Source organism: Alteromonas aquimaris (assembly GCF_026183695.1).
Lineage (GTDB): Bacteria > Pseudomonadota > Gammaproteobacteria > Enterobacterales > Alteromonadaceae > Alteromonas > Alteromonas aquimaris.
In genome coordinates, this window is the sequence record NZ_JAPFRD010000009.1 from 186898 (window position 1) to 206388 (window position 19491).

At 42.9% G+C, this 19491-nt stretch carries 18 protein-coding genes; 10 read left to right on the top strand and 8 right to left on the bottom strand.

Going from position 1 to position 19491, the window contains the following annotated elements:
- Positions 1–43 precede the first annotated feature (43 nt).
- The 6 genes from OPS25_RS06980 to OPS25_RS07005 all read right to left on the bottom strand — a co-directional run bounded on the left by OPS25_RS06980 (position 44) and on the right by OPS25_RS07005 (position 8205).
- Positions 44–1711 (bottom strand): AMP-binding protein, encoded by a 1668-nt coding sequence (locus tag OPS25_RS06980; protein ID WP_265616926.1) that lies wholly within the window; start codon positions 1709–1711, stop codon positions 44–46.
- A gap of 137 nt (positions 1712–1848) precedes the next feature.
- Complete coding sequence (locus OPS25_RS06985; RefSeq protein ID WP_265616928.1) at positions 1849–6015, bottom strand: EAL domain-containing protein; 4167 nt, start codon at positions 6013–6015, stop codon at positions 1849–1851.
- A gap of 234 nt (positions 6016–6249) precedes the next feature.
- On the bottom strand, positions 6250–6483 hold the full coding sequence (locus OPS25_RS06990; RefSeq protein ID WP_265616930.1) for a DUF2789 domain-containing protein: 234 nt from the start codon (positions 6481–6483) through the stop codon (positions 6250–6252).
- A 152-nt stretch (positions 6484–6635) separates the two neighbouring features.
- Positions 6636–6998 (bottom strand): DUF2750 domain-containing protein, encoded by a 363-nt coding sequence (locus tag OPS25_RS06995; protein WP_265616932.1) that lies wholly within the window; start codon positions 6996–6998, stop codon positions 6636–6638.
- Positions 6999–7053: 55 nt separating this feature from the next.
- Positions 7054–7899 carry a LysR family transcriptional regulator gene (locus tag OPS25_RS07000; protein WP_265616933.1) on the bottom strand — a complete coding sequence of 282 codons (846 nt, stop codon included), beginning with the start codon at positions 7897–7899 and terminating at the stop codon, positions 7054–7056.
- 147 nt (positions 7900–8046) lie between these two features.
- The gene (locus OPS25_RS07005; protein ID WP_265616934.1) at positions 8047–8205 is read right to left on the bottom strand and encodes a hypothetical protein; all 159 of its coding nucleotides are present in this window, start codon (positions 8203–8205) and stop codon (positions 8047–8049) included.
- Positions 8206–8509: 304 nt separating this feature from the next.
- Here OPS25_RS07005 and maoP point away from each other — a divergent pair, with 304 nt between their 5' ends.
- The 3 genes from maoP to OPS25_RS07020 all read left to right on the top strand — a co-directional run bounded on the left by maoP (position 8510) and on the right by OPS25_RS07020 (position 11097).
- Positions 8510–8866, top strand: a complete 357-nt coding sequence (maoP, locus tag OPS25_RS07010; protein ID WP_265616935.1) for a DUF413 domain-containing protein — start codon at positions 8510–8512, stop codon at positions 8864–8866.
- A gap of 159 nt (positions 8867–9025) precedes the next feature.
- Positions 9026–9760, top strand: a complete 735-nt coding sequence (locus OPS25_RS07015) for a PRC-barrel domain containing protein (RefSeq protein WP_265616936.1) — start codon at positions 9026–9028, stop codon at positions 9758–9760.
- 5 nt (positions 9761–9765) lie between these two features.
- The gene (locus OPS25_RS07020; RefSeq protein ID WP_265616938.1) at positions 9766–11097 is read left to right on the top strand and encodes a class II fumarate hydratase; all 1332 of its coding nucleotides are present in this window, start codon (positions 9766–9768) and stop codon (positions 11095–11097) included.
- Positions 11098–11134: 37 nt separating this feature from the next.
- Here the strand turns inward: OPS25_RS07020 and OPS25_RS07025 are convergent, their stop codons facing one another.
- Positions 11135–11461, bottom strand: a complete 327-nt coding sequence (locus OPS25_RS07025) for an ArsR/SmtB family transcription factor (protein WP_265616939.1) — start codon at positions 11459–11461, stop codon at positions 11135–11137.
- A 188-nt stretch (positions 11462–11649) separates the two neighbouring features.
- On the opposite strand from OPS25_RS07025, the gene OPS25_RS07030 reads away from it, so the two are divergent.
- From OPS25_RS07030 to OPS25_RS07040, 3 genes are all read left to right on the top strand, one after another.
- The gene (locus OPS25_RS07030) at positions 11650–11991 is read left to right on the top strand and encodes a rhodanese-like domain-containing protein (protein WP_407080220.1); all 342 of its coding nucleotides are present in this window, start codon (positions 11650–11652) and stop codon (positions 11989–11991) included.
- Between the two features lie 92 nt (positions 11992–12083).
- A complete protein-coding gene (locus OPS25_RS07035) occupies positions 12084–12983 on the top strand; it encodes a LysR family transcriptional regulator (RefSeq protein ID WP_265616941.1) in 900 nt (299 codons plus the stop codon).
- A gap of 232 nt (positions 12984–13215) precedes the next feature.
- Positions 13216–15108, top strand: a complete 1893-nt coding sequence (locus OPS25_RS07040; RefSeq protein WP_265616942.1) for a putative bifunctional diguanylate cyclase/phosphodiesterase — start codon at positions 13216–13218, stop codon at positions 15106–15108.
- 14 nt (positions 15109–15122) lie between these two features.
- On the opposite strand, the gene OPS25_RS07045 is transcribed toward OPS25_RS07040, so the two are convergent.
- Positions 15123–15728 carry an exopolysaccharide biosynthesis protein gene (locus OPS25_RS07045; RefSeq protein WP_265616943.1) on the bottom strand — a complete coding sequence of 202 codons (606 nt, stop codon included), beginning with the start codon at positions 15726–15728 and terminating at the stop codon, positions 15123–15125.
- Between the two features lie 229 nt (positions 15729–15957).
- Here OPS25_RS07045 and OPS25_RS07050 point away from each other — a divergent pair, with 229 nt between their 5' ends.
- The 4 genes from OPS25_RS07050 to OPS25_RS07065 are packed head-to-tail and all read left to right on the top strand — an operon-like array spanning position 15958 to position 19488.
- The gene (locus OPS25_RS07050; protein WP_265616944.1) at positions 15958–17289 is read left to right on the top strand and encodes a sigma-54-dependent transcriptional regulator; all 1332 of its coding nucleotides are present in this window, start codon (positions 15958–15960) and stop codon (positions 17287–17289) included.
- A 15-nt stretch (positions 17290–17304) separates the two neighbouring features.
- Positions 17305–17529 carry a hypothetical protein gene (locus OPS25_RS07055; RefSeq protein ID WP_265616945.1) on the top strand — a complete coding sequence of 75 codons (225 nt, stop codon included), beginning with the start codon at positions 17305–17307 and terminating at the stop codon, positions 17527–17529.
- 5 nt (positions 17530–17534) lie between these two features.
- Entirely contained in the window at positions 17535–19046 is a 1512-nt protein-coding gene (locus OPS25_RS07060; RefSeq protein ID WP_265616946.1) for a sensor histidine kinase, read from the top strand.
- On the top strand, positions 19036–19488 hold the full coding sequence (locus OPS25_RS07065; protein WP_265616948.1) for a response regulator: 453 nt from the start codon (positions 19036–19038) through the stop codon (positions 19486–19488). The genes OPS25_RS07060 and OPS25_RS07065 overlap by 11 nt, the downstream gene beginning before the upstream one ends.
- Positions 19489–19491 lie beyond the last annotated feature (3 nt).

Here is a 19491-nt window from a genome sequence, read left to right on the forward strand (position 1 = left end):
AGCTAAACATTAAATTTATTTAATACTCCCACTCATCTCGCGCTTACGCTTCGATTCTGGCAATTTTTGAAGGGTACCGAGCCTGTATGATTGTGTCGAAACGTGATTCAAGGATATGTCGTTTAACTTTTAGCGTGGGGGTTAGTAAGCCATTTCCAATACTCCACTCATTCTGCATGATGAGAATATTAGAAACAACCTGATGACTTTCGAGGTGACTATTTAACTGCTTTAGCGTCTCTGTTAAGGAGGCTTCAACTTCATCCTGTGAAGACTTTCTCGCTTCTTCACTTAACACGACCAGCGCGAGAGGTTGCGGTAGATTGTTGCCAGTGACGCACACCTGCTCTATGTAAGCATTTTCCATCAATTTGGCTTCAATAGGTGCAGGCGTAACGTATTTACCTTTCGCCGTCTTAAAAATATCTTTCAGACGACCGGTAATTTTCACGTAGCCTTCGTTATCAATAATGCCCTTATCCCCGGTGCGTAAGAAGCCATCTTCAGTAAACACCTCCTGGGTTTTTTCTTCATCCAAATAATACTCTTTCATATTACAAGGCGCTTTCACCTGAATTTCGCCTTCGTCAGAAATACGAAGTGTGACACCGTTATACGCCTTTCCTATCGTTCCGACTTTGTCGCGACGAAATGGCACGCTGGCCGTGCCATACGCGCTATTTTCAGTCATCCCCCAGCCCTCACAGATGGGAATATCGATGTTGGCAAACCATTCAATGGTAGCAGGTGCCAACGGAGCAGATCCGCTGGCAAATAGACGTGTTTTATCTAAACCCAACCCTTTCTTAATCTTTTTAATAATGAGTTTATTAATGATGGGAATACGCAATAACGTATTCAGTTTCCTTTGCGGCAATTTTGCTAAAATGCCCATTTGAAATTTAGTCCACAACCGAGGGACAGACACAAACAAGGTTGGTCGACATGCTTGCACATCGCGTTGGAAAGTATCGAGCGATTCGACAAACGACACATGTGAACCGGAATACAGGCTTGCCAATTCAATCAACACGCGCTCTGTTATATGCGCCAGTGGCAAATAACTTAATAATCTGTCTTTCTCGGTAGTGGTAAGGGGTTCCAGGCAATGTTGCGCGGCCCAGCATATCGAATGAAAGGTGTGAACCACTCCCTTGGGTACCCCCGTGCTTCCGGAAGTATATATTATGGTCATGATAGACTGCATATCGGGAAGCGGCGAATCCTGCATAGGTTCGCAACGTATAAAATCATTCCAGTCCATATCGGATGGGGTACCAGGATAGGGAAAGGATACTGTGGGTATATGATTATCAATAGCAGCAAGTTGAGCTTCAGGGCTCTCTAATTTACCCACGAATACCAATTTTACATCAGCATGCTCAAGTATATGTCTAATGGTACTTTCACCCGCTGTCGCGAAAATGGGTACCGACACATGTCCAGCCATCATGATGCCAAGATCAGTAATAAACCATTCTGCACAATTTTTAGCAAAAATAGCAATTCTGCTACCCGGGGTAAGGTTTTTTTCATTAAGTCTGGCTGCCACGCGGCGGGCCTGATCTGCAACCTGCCCCCAGGTGTAATGCCTATATTCACCGTTTTCTGGCTGAGAAAGATAAATTTCGTTACTTTGGGAGTTTTCCCAATAATATAGACGTTCCAGTGGTGACTGAATTCGTGCATTCTTGCTGATTAATGATGCCATAAATACGATCCACTTCCTGATGCTTGATTATATTATTATGTTCGGTTCCTTCATCATTTCATACCATACAAATTCGATAAAACTCAATATCGTTGGTTGCCATGTTGAATATTTCGCAAACCTATAATGTTAAACTTTTACCATTGTCTGAAAAGCAATTCGGGCACTTCGTGAGCCGCAACAGGCTCAGAATAATAATACCCTTGCTGAGCAACACACCAATTTTCAGCAAGATATTGAGCCTGAAATTCTGTTTCAATACCCTCTGCTACACACTTCAAATTCAATTTATGTGCAAGGTTGATAGTTGCCATCACCAATGCATGTTCATTGTTATCTTCGCTGACGTCATCTACAAAGCTTTTATCTATCTTTAAGACATTTAACGGAAACTTTTTAAGATAACTTAATGAGGAGTATCCCGTTCCAAAATCATCCAGCGACATCACGAAACCTGCATCGTGAAAACGTCTAATTTGACGAAGTGCATCGTCGGCATTGTCAATTAACACGTTTTCGGTTATTTCGAAACGTAAAGCAGCCACTGGTAAATCAAATTCCTGAAGCATTTGGAGTACACCGTCAAGATCAAACTCAGTTTTAAAGTGTAGCGCTGATAAATTGACTGACATGTAACCATTGAATCCTTGATCATACCAGCTTTTCAGATCTTCCAAGCCTCGTTCCATCGATAATCGAGTGGCATCGATTATGTAACGAAGTTGCTCCAGTACAGGAATGAAATCATCTGGATCAATTGTAGTTGACTGAATGCGGCAACGCATTAACAACTCTACCCCTTCGGTTTTGCCTACCAAGGTATTGACAATGGGCTGATAGTGATTAAAGAATCCCTGCTCCTGCCACGCCAGCTTTACCAAATTTTCTAACTGTAGCCTATTCTTTGCGGCTTCATTCATTTCATGCGTATAAAACGCAAAACCGCTAAGCGTATCTTTTTTAGCTGTGTACATGGCCACATCAGCCTGTTTTAGCAATTCAATTGAGCTAACGGCATCTTCGGGATAAAAAGAAATGCCTACACTACATGACACTCTAAGAACTTCTTTGCCTATGGCGATGGGAGTTTCGACTGCTTCGATAAGGTTGGAAACGATAGGCGAAATCGCTTCCACCCCGGTGACACGCTCTAGCACAATTACAAATTCATCGCCTCCCAGTCGAGCAACTGTATCGTGCTCGGAGGCAATATTAAGCATTCTATTCGCCACCACCATCAGTAATTTGTCACCATAGTCATGGCCGAGGGAATCGTTAATTCCTTTGAATCTGTCCAAATCCACAAATAATACTGCTACTTTGGTGGCATGGTTTTGCGCAAAAGCAATAGCCCGCTCTAGCCTGTCCAATAATAAATTACGATTGACCAAACCTGTTAAGGCATCGTAATTAGCTATTTTAATCAGCTTTCTCTCTGCATCCTTTTGTATAGAAATGTCGGAAAACACCATTAAATAGTGATCAACCTTGTCAGGGTGTTTATCGTCACCCACGGCTGTGATATCAACGAGAACATCAAAACGCTGACCATCAATACCCGCGATTTGACCATCTTCTTTTAAATAAGCGCCTGGCGATAAATTGTTTAGCCGCTGATCAAACTCGCTTTTTAGGGAAGGAAACTGTTTATAAAGGCCCTGAAATTGTTTGCTCAAATCTTTTCTAGATGACAAACCGAAAATACTTTCAAAGGCGGGGTTGATTGCTAAAGGCTGCTTTTTAGCATCAAAAATCACCACCCAATCGCGGGTTTGCTTGAACGCCTCGCCGAACAATCTGACCTGCTTTTGGGCTCGGTTTAACTGTAAAATTTGATTGTGGCGGTGTTGAAGATAGAGAATGGCTAATAGAATCCCCAGAAATATAAAGCTACCGATGGCCACTGGAGAACGAAAAGGTGCGTGCGGCATATCGAATGTGATGGCAGCAGGCAATAAAGTGTAATCGGCGTGTTGCTTATCGGGAGAGACTTCAAATCGATAGTCTCCCGCAGATAAAAACCCAAAGGTGATTCGAGGCTCTCGGGTCACCCCTTCGCTAACCACTTTGTTGTTGCGCACCAATCGATATCGGAACGATAAATCTCCTGCCAAACTGGTTAGATTGGCAGAAAAGTTTATTGTCATACCAAAATCGGTATAGTGCAGGTCAAAATGACTCCCAGAAAGGTTATTCATTGATGTTGGCAGGACCCGCGAGTCTAGTTCGACGGACGTAATGGCTAGGGGCATGGAATACCGATTATCTTCTGAATATGTCAAGATTTTCTGGGGATCAAACAGTAGCATTCCATTTGTCGAACCGAAGGCTAACCGTTCATCCGTTAACTTGACTGCTGCTCCTTCGTTAAATTCGGAAACTGCTAACTCCTGCCCATAGCGGTAATTTTTTATTAGGTTCTTTGCAATGGAATAGTGATGCAGACCAGAATGGGAGCCAAACCATAAGTTGCCTTCTTCATCAGCAGTGAGGCCATAAACAATGTTCGAAAGAAGCAGGTTCTTTGCATCAAGTTTATTTTTTATTGCAAACGTATTGGCATCCAAGCCGTAAATACCATAACGAGGAAAAGCCACCCATAACTTTCCTTTTGAAATTGCATAAGAACTGATGGCTGCGTCATTATTTGTTTGCGACTGGGTAAAGTTGAAAACTTTTCTGGTAGTAAAGTTTTCGGTATCTATTAACCAAAGACCGTCAAGGGTAGATAAGAATATTTCGCCGTCATAAAAAGAATGCTCATTGAGAAATGTCACTCCAAAACTAGGGTCAAATAGATTTTCGGGCAAGGGTAATGTTTCAAGAAGCTGTTCAGAAGGATCGTAACGATAATAGGCATCGGAAATAAAATAAATCCGCCCTTGTTTATCCCTACCCGCCCCATATCCAAAATTCTCGAAAACCTGTGCGGTTTGTTTATCTTGTGTAGGGGGCAAAGAGAGGGAATGCGCAGAGGGGTCAAAAAGTTTTAATGAATCAGACGTTTGAATGATGAGTTTGTCTTCAGACGCGGGAAAGATTCGATTTATCTTAACAGACTTATAAAATTTCTTATCGTCACTGGTAAGGAAAAAATCAGAGGCATTGTTAGTGAGGTTTAATCGCGTAAGTCCATTTTCGGTACCAATCCATAATATATCGTTGTCCTGTTGCCAAAAACTCCAGATTGCGTTGTCACTTAAAATGGGTTGAGCATTAACGGCATTTTGCAACGACTTGATCGACATGGTCTTTGGTGACCAATACAGCGCCCCCCCATTCACCGAACCCAGCCAGAGGTTTCCCCCCGCATCGATTGTCAGGCTGGTAATGGATGTGTTAGAGAGTATCAACTTTTCGTTATCTGGCTCGAGTAAGTGAGTCCAACGCCATTCACCTTCTTCCTTCAGCAATTTTACTAAACCGAGATTAGTGCCCAGCCAGAATAAACCTTCAGATACTTCAACCTGGTCCCAGATATTAAGATCGATGCTAACCATATCAAATTCAGGTTCTGCTGCATCGTTTTGATGTACATACCGAACAAGGCTTTTCATGTCGACGACAAAAAGCCCTTCAACGGTGCCGATCCAAAACTGCTTTTTTTCATCCAGCAAGAAGTGTTTAACATTAATATTGTCAATGGTTGGCGCCGTTTCACCAAGGTAATTAATGTGTTTTTCCGCGGGCGTTGAATCTTTTAAATCAATCGCCACCAGTTTGTGAGTAGCCCCCACCCACAAGATTGAATGATAAAGACTTGCCACACGAATGCTTTGCACCTCTTCCCGATCGCGTTCTGGCAACCGATATAACAGTGAGACATGCTGATCTTCAGGCCGGTAGCGGATGACCTCTTCAGCGAGAGCTATGATCATGTCATGCTGATCACTTTCGAAAAAATGGGTAGCGGGCTGTATCCATTCAGGTGAATCGTTGTACGGTCGTTGGATGACACTTTCGATTTTATTTGCAGATAAATTGTAGCGAAATACTCCGTTACCGGCAGTGCTTATCCACAGATTATTTGCACTGTCGACGAACAGCGTCGTAATACTGGCGTTAACAAACACATTATTTGGGCCAGCGATAACCTCATTGCGATACCCATCCCATCGGTTTAGTCCACCATCTGTGGCAAGCCAGACAAAACCATCTTGGTCAATAACCACTTTATTTACAGTGTCTTGGGATAAGCCGTGTTTCGAGGAGAGATATTTGAAGGTGGGATTTGATACAGCCGGTTCAGCAGCGAGCAAATGACCCCAAAATGTTAAGATGAGTAAGATTACTCCATACTTCATCTGGAAAAATACCCGGACATTACCCGTATCGTAATGCCTGAATTTTGTAATAAAACAAAAGCGCCATCCACTAAAGTATGAGTCCTTTAAAACGACAGGGTTATATTGAATATGTGCGGATTACACGTGTATGAATGATATATCACCAACAAGTTGAATTCAAAAAGAATTCAACTTGTTTTTTTTCAAAATGCGGAGTATAGGGAATACTTTTTATTTTATGGTAATCTGACGTTATTGATGCAACTGTACATTCAACTGATCGATCACCTCAGCCCATTCCGCATCCTCTATTAGTTCTCGTTTAAGAAACTCTGACTGTGATGCATTCCAAAACGGGGCTTCTTCAATATGGCGACTGTCGTTTAGACCACGATGTTTTTCGATGAACTTTTCAATACTTTCATCGCTTGAGTCCAGTCCGAGTTGTTCGAAAAGATCCTGCATAGTCGGTTGATGTGTGTACATAATATTTTAGCCTCAAAGGAGTTTAGATTGATTTCAGCATGCGCCTATAGTTTCAACGAAAACATGAAACGTAGGGATCACGCCCACACATGACCTTTCACTACCGTCACTTCATTGTGAGTTAACATCTCATTATTACACACAAGTAAAAACTAACGACGAAGTTTCTCTGAGAACTCCGAGGGTAATAGTACTTCACCTTCCTCGCCCGGTAATGGGCATACCATAACCAATAAATCATCACCAGTAAGTCCTGGTTGCCACTTATTCAGCCAGTCATCTAAAGATATGCTTAATGGTTGGCAATCGGCCCACTCATCGGTGGCCCAAAGTTGCGCAAGGTCACTGGACGGCCAAATGGGAACCCCATCTTCTTCCTCATCAGTATTTAACATGACGCAGCCATGCTCGTCGTTGAGGATCCAAATTTCTTTATGTTGGATGATTAGATTCAGCGTCTCTTGTAGTCGCTGTTCAGGTGCCATTGCTAATAATGGATGCTCATGTGTTGCCATAATGTTCTCAGATTCATCAGAAAGTTAAAAATAGTTACCCATCTCTATATTGTGTCTAATTTACAGGGTTCAACTGGGTCCACGCTTTGATAGCAGTAAACATATCGGCGACCCCTTCCCGCTTGCTGGTTTTCAACATACTTAAATAAACGGTTACGCCTATCCCTTCAACAGGCTGCAGCAACCTCGCGTGCGGAAAATGAATAGAGTGACCGTTGGGTTGCATTGGTAATATTGCCAGACCCCCTTCTGAACTCAACGTCGAAATAGCTACATTTAAGGAGTTAGTTTGCAGTTTTGCATCCCTTAAATCGGGGTGCAAATGCATCAAAAATTCGTGCGCCTTGCTACCCCAGTCCACAGCAACAAACTCACTCGACTGGATCTTCGTATTTTCGTTCAAGCTGAAAAGCCCCAAAGGAATAGAAACAATGGGATGGCATATTACATCCTCCGATTTAACTGGCTCGGTGGATAACGCAAAATCGACCACCCGCTCGTGTAACTGACGCGTCAGGTGGTCTAATGTTAACACTTCAGCCTTAATCGACCATGCATTGAAATCACTGTGTAAAAATCTGAGCAGATCCACCAGTCGCAGATCAGACGCTAATTGCGTTGCCCCCAGCACCACATACTCTGCTGTTTGTTCACGCAGCGCTCGTTTAGCTTGATTCAGTGTGTCACACAGTTGTTGAGCAAAAGGAAGTAATTTCTCACCTGCCTGGGTTAATTGAATACTGTTTCGATGCCGTTCAAATAAAGAAGTATGAAAATATTCCTCTAACAATTTGATACGAGCGCTCACAGCGGACTGAGTCAGGTATAAATTTTCTGCTGCTTTGCCAAAATGACGGGTATTTACCACTTCGAGAAAAGTAGTGAGGAAACGAATATCCATGAAATTTTGTTATAGAAGTGAATCTGAGACATAAGCTGTCACAGATTCACTTGCATGTAAACCTTATAGGTAGATTTACCACCAACAAGGAGTGGTATGAGATGCCGCTGGAGCTGACATCTTCAGGTAATGTTAAGGATTATATGATTAGTCCTGATGAAGACGGCGCTGTTTTTCCTTTCGCTGAAGATCTCTCTTTTGTTTATCTTTAACCAAATGACGACGATCAGCACCTTTCTTTAAAGGTCGATCATCATCTTCTACCGAGTCCCATTCTTCTCGCTGGTAACGATAGTCTTTACTCATTGTAGCCTCATTGTGATAGTTCCATGCGCATTATCATGCGACTATTAAAAATAGGAAATGAATAATAATTGTCGTAACGATGAATAATTTTTAACCGAGCAGCTAGTACATTGCAAGCTGATTTTTGCTAGTTAGCTCTGTATACCGTCAATCAGTAAATTTAGCACAAATATTTTATCGGTCTATTCTGCCCAGCGACTTGCAGCAATTTTTTTTATGGATAAGGACATTTTTTTTTGTTTCCCTTTTGCTGAATTCTCTATTAAAAGTCAGCCTGAGTTAATTAACAGGTGTGAGAGTAATTATGAGAGCCCCTGACATCCGCATTTCTGCCAAACCATTTATAGATCGTCAACATTTTCCCTATGGTTTTCGCAAATCAGGCGATTTTAGTATTGCCGAGTCTGATTTACTGACCCAATATGGCAAAAACCTGCTCGCATTTGAAAGCGGCGAATTAGCGCCTGAAACGGAAGACGAGAAACATTTCCTGGATTTTATTCAGGGGAAAACTGCTGCAACGAATGCGGTGGAAAAGGCGTGGCAAAAATATGTTCACCTTGCCCGCGGTAAAAAACATTTTTATACATTGCATAGTTCAGCCAGTAATCAATCCGATTATGATGAAGATTTCTCAGACGAGGAATTCGATGTAGCATAACACTCGCATATGCTTAGTCGGAAAAAGGCGAACCCGTTTACGAGTTCGCCTTATTTATATGTGGTAGCGCTATGATCCTTCCTTAAATTTCCAACGAATGGAGTTAAAAAGCGTTTTTCCCTCTACACTTAGTAGACGTAGGAAGTTTAAGGAATCGATATGTTAATTTCATTTAATCAACTTACCCACTTTGCTATTCATGCCACCGATGGTGACATTGGCGGATGTAAAGATATTCTGTTTGATGACCAGGATTTTGTTATTCGTTATTTTTATGCCGATACGAATACCTGGCTTCCACTGAGCCGCAAAGTCGTCCTACCCCCCATCGCCATTATTAAACTGGAAACAGATGATAAGAAAATTCATGTCAACATGACGAGAAAAGAACTCAAGGACAGCCCATCGATTGATGAACACAAACCCGTCTCAAGAGAGTATGAAGAAACCTTATTTAAGTACTTCGGATACGGATATTATTGGATTGGGCCAGGAGCGTGGGGCGATTTTGCGCATCCAACAGAGTTAGCCAACGTCGACTTGGACAAAGCGCAACAAGATGGCCATACAAACGTGGTCAATCATTTGCGCGCATGCAGTGAAGTTCAGGGTTATGAAGTCGCCTTGGGAGAAGATGAAACCGGGCACGTTGAGGATTTCTTAATCGATCCTCAGAGCTGGCAAGTACAGTTAATTGTGATTGATACCCATAATTGGATGCCCAATGGCAAAAAATTTGTGATTGCTCCTTCCCACGTTGAAAAAATTGATTGGTCCTCACATAAAGTCGGCGTTAAATTAGATAAGGATGCGCTGCTTTCGCAGCCCGAAATTGATATGGATCGCATACAGGATGAATCATATATCGCTGAGTTAATGGCGCAGGTAAGGTAAGTGTCATGAGCGATCAACATCTCTACCAAAAGCAAACAAGCTTAGCTGTTGAAAACTTTACTATCGGCAATACCCCTATGCCCGCCACGTTCATACAGGCGCTTGGATTTGTTAAAGCATCCTGTGCCCAGGTCAATAAAGAATTGGGGTTACTTGACGACGATGTAGCCGAAGCAATCTGGGAAGCAGCCACCGCTGTCGGCCAGGGCGAATACTACGACCAATTTCCAGTCGATGTGTTTCAAACAGGTTCGGGTACAAGCACAAATATGAATGCGAATGAAGTTATCGCGTCGTTAGCCAGTGAGGCACTTTCCCGCGCAGTTCATCCCAACGATGATGTTAATAAGGGCCAAAGTTCAAATGACATTATTCCTACCACTATTCATGTGAGTGCACTTTGGCAATCCACTACAGTGTTACTCCCTGCAATCGACCGACTTATTACGGCGATTGATGAAAAAGCAGATACCTTCGCCGACGTTATAAAAACAGGGCGAACTCATTTAATGGACGCCATGCCCATTAAATTATCCCAAGAACTATCAGGCTGGCAGGCACAATTATATCTAGCAAAGAACCGTCTTACTGATACCCATGTCAGACTCAGTCAATTAGCCATAGGGGGAACGGCAGTAGGTACAGGTATCAATACTCACGCTGAATTCGGAGCCAGAGTCGCATCCTGCCTCACCCAACAGCTGGGTATCACGTTTACGGTTACCGACAATCACTTCGCGGCTTTATCCTCGCAAGACACTGCCGTAGAATTTTCTGGCCAATTGAATACTTTAGCTGTGGCATTAATGAAAATTAGTAATGATTTACGTTGGATGAACAGCGGCCCATTAGCAGGTTTAGGCGAAATTGCGCTGACTAAATTACAAGCTGGCAGCAGTATTATGCCGGGTAAGGTGAATCCGGTCATTCCCGAAGCCGTGGCTATGGCTTGTGCTCAGGTAATGGGTTTACATACCGCCAATACGCTTGCTGGACAATCTGGTAACTTTCAATTAAATGTGATGTTGCCATTAATTGGCTTTAATCTGTTAACTGCCATTCAGCTACTTTCGCAAAGTTGTGACCATTTAGCCTCTAAAGCCATTTCTGAAATGACGGTGAACCAGCAACAGCTTAAAAAGGTGCTTGCCAAAAATCCTATTCTGGTGACCGCGCTTAATCAGCACATTGGATATGAAAAAGGTGCTGAAATAGCGAAGGAAGCCTACGATAGTGGTGAAGATATTCTTACTGTAGCCGCGAAAATGACAGACTTCAGTGAAGATGAATTAAAACGTATCTTAGACCCTGCCAAACTCGTAAGCCCAGCAGGGTAAAGCGCTAGCAGTAAGCTCACCCACAAGAAGGGGTGGACTATGCCACCTCTTTTTGTTCACAAAAGAAGGAGTAAAGTAACGCTATTGTCTGCTCGATGCGACTATCTTTCAGGCTGTAATAGATGACTTGTCCGTCTCGACGGGTAGCCACCATTTTTGCTTCTCGTAATAGCGCTAAATGTTGGGATAAAACCGGTTGAGTCACTGGGATGCGGGTTAACAACTCTGAGACCGATAATTCGTTTTCAAGTAAAGAACACATCACCATAAGGCGGGTTTTATTGGCAAACTGCTTAATGAATCGCTCAGCACTAGATGCGTTGTCAAGCATTTCGCGGGTATCAATTGTATTGTCTAATTCCATGATAAAACTCTTAGAAACCTGCACGTATTTCTGCTGCGAAAAATGTAACCAGCAGAATAAAAATAGTTAAACCTATCGTATGATAATCAACCAGATATTTCGTTTACGCTATGAGGGAAAATATAAGACGTTTCTTATAGTAAACTTCACGCAAACCTTTATGGAGACACGTTTACATGATACTCAACATGCAGCAAAGATTGCAATCAATTTCACCGTTAGTTCGAAAAGTAACCGCCCAGGAAGCGGCGAAAGAATGCGCACAAAATAAGGGAACCGTTTTAGATGTGAGGGAGCCTGCCGAATGTGAAACTTCGCCAGTGAAAGCAAGCATCAACATTCCTCGCGGCGTGCTGGAAATGAAGATAATTGAAAAGTTTAAGGACCCTAACCATCCTTTTTACATACACTGCGCGTCAGGCGTAAGGGCACAATTAGCGGCGGAACAATTGATTCATATGGGTTACACAACGGTCAGCGCCATCACCTGCGATATTAAAACGCTTACCAGCGTTAACTTTTCTGACTAGATCGCATTTATCCCCTATCGGAAATAATTCATGTCGTAGGACAGTTTGATATGGTGTACGCTGTTAAAAATCAATAAATATTACGTAGTATTATGCCTAAAGCAACGTTAGAACAATGGCGTATGTTTAAAGCTGTTGTTGATGCCGGGGGGTTCAATCAAGCCTCAAATGTGGTGCATAAAAGTCAGTCAAGCGTCCATCACGCTGTTAACAAACTAGAAGAGACACTCGGGGTGGCTTTATTTGATAACGATGGACGCAAAATAAAGCTCACTGAAGAGGGAAAGTTACTGCTTTCGCGGGCCACTTGGCTGCTGGAAGAGGCTAAAAAATTAGAATCAGTTGCTCATGGTCTGCAGCATGGCGTCGAGAGCCAACTTCGCATCGCCGTTGATTTGATATTCCCAGCAGATATTTTGCATGCAGTGCTCAATACCGTTTCTGCCCAATATCCCTATTTACGAATTGAATTAATCGAATCCGTGCTAAGTGGTGCGAACGCCTTACTAACTTCCGGCCAGGTGGATTTGGCAATATGTCCCTTCCCCTACCCTGATGGCTTTACCGAAGAATTATGTAATATAAATTTTATTGCTGTGGCCAGCCCTGATCACCCATTAAGCCAGCAAAATAAGACATTGACGACCAAAGACTTAAAAACGTATCGTCAAATTGTGATACGAGACTCATCAAACGAAAGGAAGACAGATGCAGGTTGGTTAGGTGCGGAGCAACGTTGGACAGTCAGTCACATAAGTACATCAATAGAAATGATAAAAAAGGGTTTTGGCTTTGCCTGGCTTCCTGAAAAATTGATAGAAAAATATTTGTCGGATAGCACCTTAAGAAAATTACCCCTCAAACAAGGAAGCAGTCGACAAGCTACGCTCTATTTATGCTTTGAAGATGGTGAACTCCTTGGCCCCGCCGCGCGTGAGTTCATAGGTAGACTGAGGTATGAATTAATGCAATTACAACAAATTGAGAGCTAGTCAATTAGAGGAGTATCTCTATTAAAACAAGGGAGGAATCATTGCACATTCAGACAGAAAGCGTTATAACAGGGACGTTGCCGTATAAAAATCAAAAATAAAGGCGCTTATCATGTTCCCTAAGACGAAAACGGAATTCAAATCCCCCTATTTGTATATCCTGCGGGAAAGGTCAACAAACCCCGAAGTATTATTTATTCAGCCTTATATGGAAATTTGCTGAGATCTCATTATGCCTTCCAAACTTAGTCTTCTAAAAGAAAACAGCCAAATCAGAAAACGGATGTTAATCGGCTCTGTGGGTTTGACTCTTATAGTCATTTCCATATTTTCCTATCTTGGCTCAGACATGTTATTGAACTTGGAATCACGACTTGCCCAACGTACATTTAATGGGCAATTAAGTGGAATTGCTCGGGTGCTCAATGAATATCCAGAATTAGTTCATGCTTCACTCCCGCAAGCTGAAAGTGAGTCTGCCCCCACGTTTTTATTGCCTGTTCAACGAGATTTGGTGGTGTTACTGGTTGGCAACCAAACCGTGTTCCGAAGTCCTACAAACGCACCATCCCTACCCCTTGATATCAACTTTATCAAACGCAGCCCCTTGGGTTTTACCTCAATCAGCAACGTGCCTGTCTTTATTAGCAAACAATGGTCAGATCAGCACAAGCAATACGTTACAGCCGTCTGGTTAGCCAAAAGTCAACATATTGCTACCCGAGAGGTAATTAATCATCTTACATTGACGGCGATATTAACTTTTATGATTGCGGTTTGGGCGGCAGTCATCATTTCTGTTTTAGTAACCCGAAGATTTGAAAAGGCTAACCGTTTACTGCAAAAAATGGCACTGGTAGATGCATTGACTCATTTACCTAATCGAAATGCATTGTTAAACAGTGTGCGCGTAACGGGCAATTCGGGAGCGTTATTCTTTATTGACTTAGATCGTTTCAAAGAGGTTAACGATGAGATGGGTCACGACGTTGGCGACAGTTTATTAATCGCATTTGCAAAGCGGTTAACGCAAATCGCTGGTGACAATGTCAGGGTGTACCGTAATCGTAGCGACGAGTTTGTGTTATGGCACCCGGACCTGGCGCAGAGCAATGCTAATGAATGGGCTTTTTCCTTGCTGTATCAGTGTCGAAACGCGCTATCTATGCCAGACTACACATTTGAAGTGGGTTGTACAATTGGGGTAGCCTGCTTTCCAGAACATGGTAAAAACATTAGCATGTTATTGAAGAATGCTGAACATGCTATGCACAGAGCCAAGCAGCTTCGTCTAGGCATCGAAATTTACAATGATGCTCATGAATACGGCTCAGGGCTCCAGGTTGCCTTGCGAAGCCAACTTTATCATGCATTGCAACAGCGCCAGTTTCATCTTTATTACCAACCTAAAGTTAGAATGGACTCTCAGGAAATGACGGGCGTCGAAGCTATCGTGCGCTGGCACCACCCTGATGAAGGCATGCTTTTACCAGCCTCATTTATCGACTTAGTGGAACAAAGCGGCATCATTCATTCCTTTACGCGTTATACGGTTGAAGAGGCGGTAAATCAGATCAAAATTTGGCAGAAGCAAGGTTTTGACGTACCCGTTTCAGTTAATTTGTCAGCGTATAACCTACTCGATGATGCATTTATCGGGTTTATTGCAGATTTGTTGGCAAAAACAGGTGTGAGCCCCAGCCTGCTTGAATTCGAGTTGACCGAAAGTGCCACCATGGTGGATATTGATGTTAGCAAAAAAATGATAAAAACGTTTAAAGAGATGGGAATTAAAACGTCTATCGATGACTTTGGCACAGGTATGAGTTCATTTGCTTACTTGCGAGAATTAGATATTCATACTGTCAAACTGGACCGTTCCTTTGTCAAAAATATTCATCAGATTGAAAAAGATGAACGCATCGTTGAGGGTATTGTCGCCTTGTGTCGCAGTTTATCTATTAATATCATTGCAGAAGGTGTTGAAACCGCGAGGCAGGCGGAAATATTACAAGGCTTGGATTGCCAGTTTGCACAAGGATTTTTATTTGGCAAACCCGTGCCGTCAGGCTTGGTGCATTCGTTACTCCCTTCTATGAAGTCATTAGCCACACAGCCCGTCTAAACGTTTGAGAACGTCTAATTTATCAGGGGTAAAAGATGATAACCCGCAGTAGCCAGACCAAATGTGGCGAGCGATAACCCGAGTAAGGCTACGGCTCCATCATCTGTGGCCATACCGATCGCCATGATTAATACCGCGAACGCTGGAACTAACCCCATGAACGGGACAAGCTCCAACGGGACCATCAAAATGCCACAACATGCACAGGTCAGCGCAATGAAGGTCCTAAACAACGGCTGGCGAATAAACAACCACCTGGGAAAAAGAAAGCGGTCAATTTGTAATGCCGCAGGCTTAATCTTGGTGATGCCGGAATTAAGCGACACTTTGTCGATAGTAATTTGTTTGATGGCCGACGGTAGCCATGGATGACTCCTCGACAGTAAAACTTGCAAAGAAATAAGAAAAATAGTGATACCCGTTACCGTTGGTATACCCGGAATCGCACCAATGGGCGTCGCGCTGATAAATGCCGGTACCGCCAGCATTGCCCCGAAGCCCCGCTTTTCCACCAGATGCAGAAGTTCACCAAAGGTAACTTTGTCGGTGCTGCCTGACGTTTGCATACGCCCTAATAATTCGTATAGCGTCAATGAGCGTGATAGAGTTTCGCTATACATAGCTGATTCCTTGTCATCAATGTGCGGCAACATTCATTAACCCAATGTAACCAGAACTGGCGAGTAACATTTGTTATGCGAGTTTCCTGCCAGGTTTGTTTTAGGATTAACAGTGGACTGCGCAAACACTTTTAGAATAAGCTACACAGAAGAAATTTATTGATCTTAACCTCCACTTTGAATGTACATTTGTCATTCGTAGTTAAAACCATAATAAAAGGAAGTACCTGTGCTAACAGTATTACTCGTTGATGATGATCCAGAGTTCACCGACGTAGCCTGCACAATTATAGAATTCTTAGGTCATGAAGTCTTAACTGCCGGAAACTTACAGGAAGCGAGGGACTGGTTGGAAAAAGAACAGTTTGACCACGTTCTGCTCGACTTTATGCTTCCTGATGGTAGCGGCGTGCATTTGTTTGAAGAATTGGATCAGCTTGCCAAACGACCTCGTGTCACTCTTATTACTGGACATCCGTCTGTACGTGGAATCATAAAAGGGTTATGTGGCCCCAATATCGATTATCTTGTCAAGCCTATCCAACGTGAAGAAATCGAAGCCGTTCTTGAAGGGAAAAAATCCTCGAAAGGGACAGGTGGATCAAATATTAAAAAGCATTTTGGGCACTTGATTGGCGAATCAGCCCAAATGAAAGAACTGTATAAACTCATTGAAAGAGTTAGTCGAACCAGCGCTAACGTTATGCTGTTAGGTGAAAGTGGTGTTGGTAAAGAGGTGGTAGCAGAATCCATTCATGAAGCATCCGAAGTGGAAGGACCGTATGTTGCGACAAACTGTGGAGCCTTCTCAAAAGAACTGATTGGCAGTGAATTATTTGGCCACGAAAAAGGGGCATTCACAGGCGCCGTGGGCCGAAAATCAGGTGTGTTTGAACAAGCTGAGGGCGGCACCCTGTTTCTTGACGAAATTACCGAGATGCCTATAGACATGCAGCCAAATTTGCTGCGGGTGTTGGAAAATAAAGTTGTTATTCGCGTCGGGGGCACTAAAACCATCCCTGTAGCATGTAGAGTGGTTTCGGCAACCAACCGCACCATGGAAGAAATTGCAGAAAGCAAAGTCTTGCGTGAAGATATTTATTTCCGTTTAGCCGTCTTTCCTATCACAATTCCTCCACTACGCGAGCGCAAAGAAGATATCCCGTTATTGGCAACCTACTTTATCGATGAACTGAATAAAGAGAATGACACCCGATTTGAATGGGATGAGAGTCAACTTGATATGCTTACTGCGTACGATTGGCCTGGCAATGTCCGTGAATTGCGTCATTTTGTTCACCGTGCTGCTATCATGAGCGATCCGGACAAGACAGAATTAGAGCTGCCTAAAACCATTGAATCGCCTTTTGCTAAGAAACAATCTACTACCCCAGCACTGCAAGCGGGCAGAACCATAGAAGACGTAGAAAAAGAGCTTATTTACGCAACATTAGAGAAAGTCAACGGAAACAAAACCTTAGCAGCTGAGATGCTAGGCATTAGTACCAAGACACTATACAATCGGTTACACGCTTACGGCGACCTGAGTAAAGAAGAATAATAAGAGGGTTTCAACGTGAACGAAAAAGAATTTTCCATCGTGACTGCCCATGTTCACGATGCAAGAAAGCCTTTGAACAGAATTTCCATGCAGGCAGAATTAGTGAAAATGGCCTTGCAGGGAGAAGTTCCCGTAGACAGGGCGTTAACCGCATTGGATAAGATTATCGCAAGTACGAAGGACTGCAGCGAACAATTGACCCACATGGTAGATATTTTGGGCAATTCAATAACGGAATAAGTTGTATGAAAAATGGGCTGCTGCAGTCTCTTTATAGTTGGATTGCGATTGTCGCTATTGTTGTTACCGTCATTACAGGTAATTCTTTTTATGTAATTAGTACTCTAGACAATCTGGCAGAGCTTGAAGCCAGATTATTTAACGTCACTAAAATCACTGAATCTATTACTAAACTTCACGTTGCCATTCTTCGCACCGAATCTGGTAAGCGGGGCTATTTGCTCACACGGAACGAGCAGTATTTATCAGATTATACGGATACGTTGAATAAGCTTAACGGTCTTTTAGAAGAAGTTGAGTACAAATCGCAGGAGTTAGATAATGATCAGGACGATCAAATTGATCAGCTATTATCGTTAAGTAAAGTCAAATTGAATGACATGATCAGTACGGTTGAATTAGCGCGCAATGGACGTTTCGATCAGGCGATGGAAATTGTGAATTCAAATCGTAGTCTGATTTTATACGAAGAGTTTGAGAATACTTATAAGGAAGTAAGACGCCAGGTTAATAAAATGCAAAACAAGCATTTAAAAAATCTGGTCCAGCTCAGGAAAGAGTCATTTACTACTCTGGCTGTATCGGGCATCTCAACCGCCCTACTTATCATTCTCATCTTCATCCTGCTTAAGATAAATGTAAGAGAAGCATATCGGCATCAAAAGGAGCTTGAAGCGCATAACGAAGAACTTGAGGAAAAAATAGATCTTCGGACTCAAGAACTGCAGATTTATTCTGATGAGCTAGCCCGTAGTAACCGGGAGCTAGAAGACTTTGCTTTTGTTGCCTCTCACGACCTTCAGGAACCACTTAGAAAAATTCGCGCTTTTGGTAATCGCCTGGAGTCAGGCTATGCTGATGTAATTGACGAGCGTGGGCGCGATTTTATGCGGCGAATGCTAAACGCTGCTGAGCGCATGTCACTGTTAATCAGAGACTTACTCGCCTTTTCCCGCGTCGCCACACGGGGAAAAGAATTCGCCAAGGTTGACTTGAATAATGTCCTTGAAAACGTTAAAGGTGATCTGGAAATTGCCATTGACGAGTCGGAAGCCACCTTAGAATGTGATAAGCTCCCAATAATCAACGGTGACCAGAGCCAGCTTGAACAACTATTCCTCAATCTGTTATCGAATGCGTTGAAATTTCGCCAACAAGATATTGCACCGCGAATCAGCATTGGGCTACAGTCTCCCGACGAGGATGACTTGGAGCATGTGTTCAAAATTGCCGAATACACATGGATTAAAATAGTGATAAAAGACAACGGAATTGGCTTTGAACAATCTTTTGCAGAGAAAATATTCGCTCCATTCCAGCGTTTGCATGGACGCAGTGAATATCAAGGTACGGGTATTGGTCTAGCCGTATGCAGACGAATTGTAGAACGTCATAATGGTTATATCAGCGCAAAAAGCTCACCGGGCACGGGCGCTATATTTTCAATTGTAATTCCTGTTGATGGTGAACCGTTCGCCACGACAATTGGTAAAGGAGTAACGGATAATGTCGCGTAATACTGCAACCGCCATTAACATATTAATGGCTGATGATGATGAAGATGATCGTTTACTTACCATTGACGCATTAAAAGAAAGTCGCGTACTCAATAACTTGTATTGCGTAGAAGATGGGGTGGAATTATTGGAATTCCTGCGCAGAGAGGGTAAATATAGCGATCCAAAAGACTCCCCTCGCCCTAGTTTGGTGTTGTTGGACTTAAATATGCCTCGTAAAGACGGTCGCGAAGCATTAGAAGAAATGAAAAAAGATCCAGCGCTTAGAAGTATTCCAGTCGTGATCCTTACTACCTCTAAGGAGGAAGAAGATATGCTAAGGGGTTACGACCTGGGTTGCGCGTCATACATTACTAAGCCCGTCAATTTTGAAGGCTTAGTCGAACTGATGCGAGCATTAGGCAAATACTGGATAGAATTTGTTGAGTTGCCCCACGATTAATTA

Bases quoted from the DNA above. Each gene is read 5' to 3' on its own strand.
- OPS25_RS06985 (WP_265616928.1), bottom strand. From the start codon at position 6,015: ATGAAGTATGGAGTAATCTTACTCATCTTAACATTTTGGGGTCATTTG.
- OPS25_RS07020 (WP_265616938.1), top strand. From the start codon at position 9,766: ATGAGCGATCAACATCTCTACCAAAAGCAAACAAGCTTAGCTGTTGAA.
- OPS25_RS07030 (WP_407080220.1), top strand. From the start codon at position 11,650: ATGCAGCAAAGATTGCAATCAATTTCACCGTTAGTTCGAAAAGTAACC.
- OPS25_RS07065 (WP_265616948.1), top strand. From the start codon at position 19,036: ATGTCGCGTAATACTGCAACCGCCATTAACATATTAATGGCTGATGAT.
- OPS25_RS06995 (WP_265616932.1), bottom strand. From the start codon at position 6,998: ATGGCAACACATGAGCATCCATTATTAGCAATGGCACCTGAACAGCGA.
- OPS25_RS07015 (WP_265616936.1), top strand. From the start codon at position 9,026: ATGTTAATTTCATTTAATCAACTTACCCACTTTGCTATTCATGCCACC.
- OPS25_RS06980 (WP_265616926.1), bottom strand. From the start codon at position 1,711: ATGGCATCATTAATCAGCAAGAATGCACGAATTCAGTCACCACTGGAA.
- OPS25_RS06990 (WP_265616930.1), bottom strand. From the start codon at position 6,483: ATGTACACACATCAACCGACTATGCAGGATCTTTTCGAACAACTCGGA.
- OPS25_RS07000 (WP_265616933.1), bottom strand. From the start codon at position 7,899: ATGGATATTCGTTTCCTCACTACTTTTCTCGAAGTGGTAAATACCCGT.
- OPS25_RS07025 (WP_265616939.1), bottom strand. From the start codon at position 11,461: ATGGAATTAGACAATACAATTGATACCCGCGAAATGCTTGACAACGCA.
- maoP (WP_265616935.1), top strand. From the start codon at position 8,510: ATGAGAGCCCCTGACATCCGCATTTCTGCCAAACCATTTATAGATCGT.
- OPS25_RS07060 (WP_265616946.1), top strand. From the start codon at position 17,535: ATGAAAAATGGGCTGCTGCAGTCTCTTTATAGTTGGATTGCGATTGTC.
- OPS25_RS07035 (WP_265616941.1), top strand. From the start codon at position 12,084: ATGCCTAAAGCAACGTTAGAACAATGGCGTATGTTTAAAGCTGTTGTT.
- OPS25_RS07040 (WP_265616942.1), top strand. From the start codon at position 13,216: ATGCCTTCCAAACTTAGTCTTCTAAAAGAAAACAGCCAAATCAGAAAA.
- OPS25_RS07045 (WP_265616943.1), bottom strand. From the start codon at position 15,728: ATGTATAGCGAAACTCTATCACGCTCATTGACGCTATACGAATTATTA.
- OPS25_RS07005 (WP_265616934.1), bottom strand. From the start codon at position 8,205: ATGAGTAAAGACTATCGTTACCAGCGAGAAGAATGGGACTCGGTAGAA.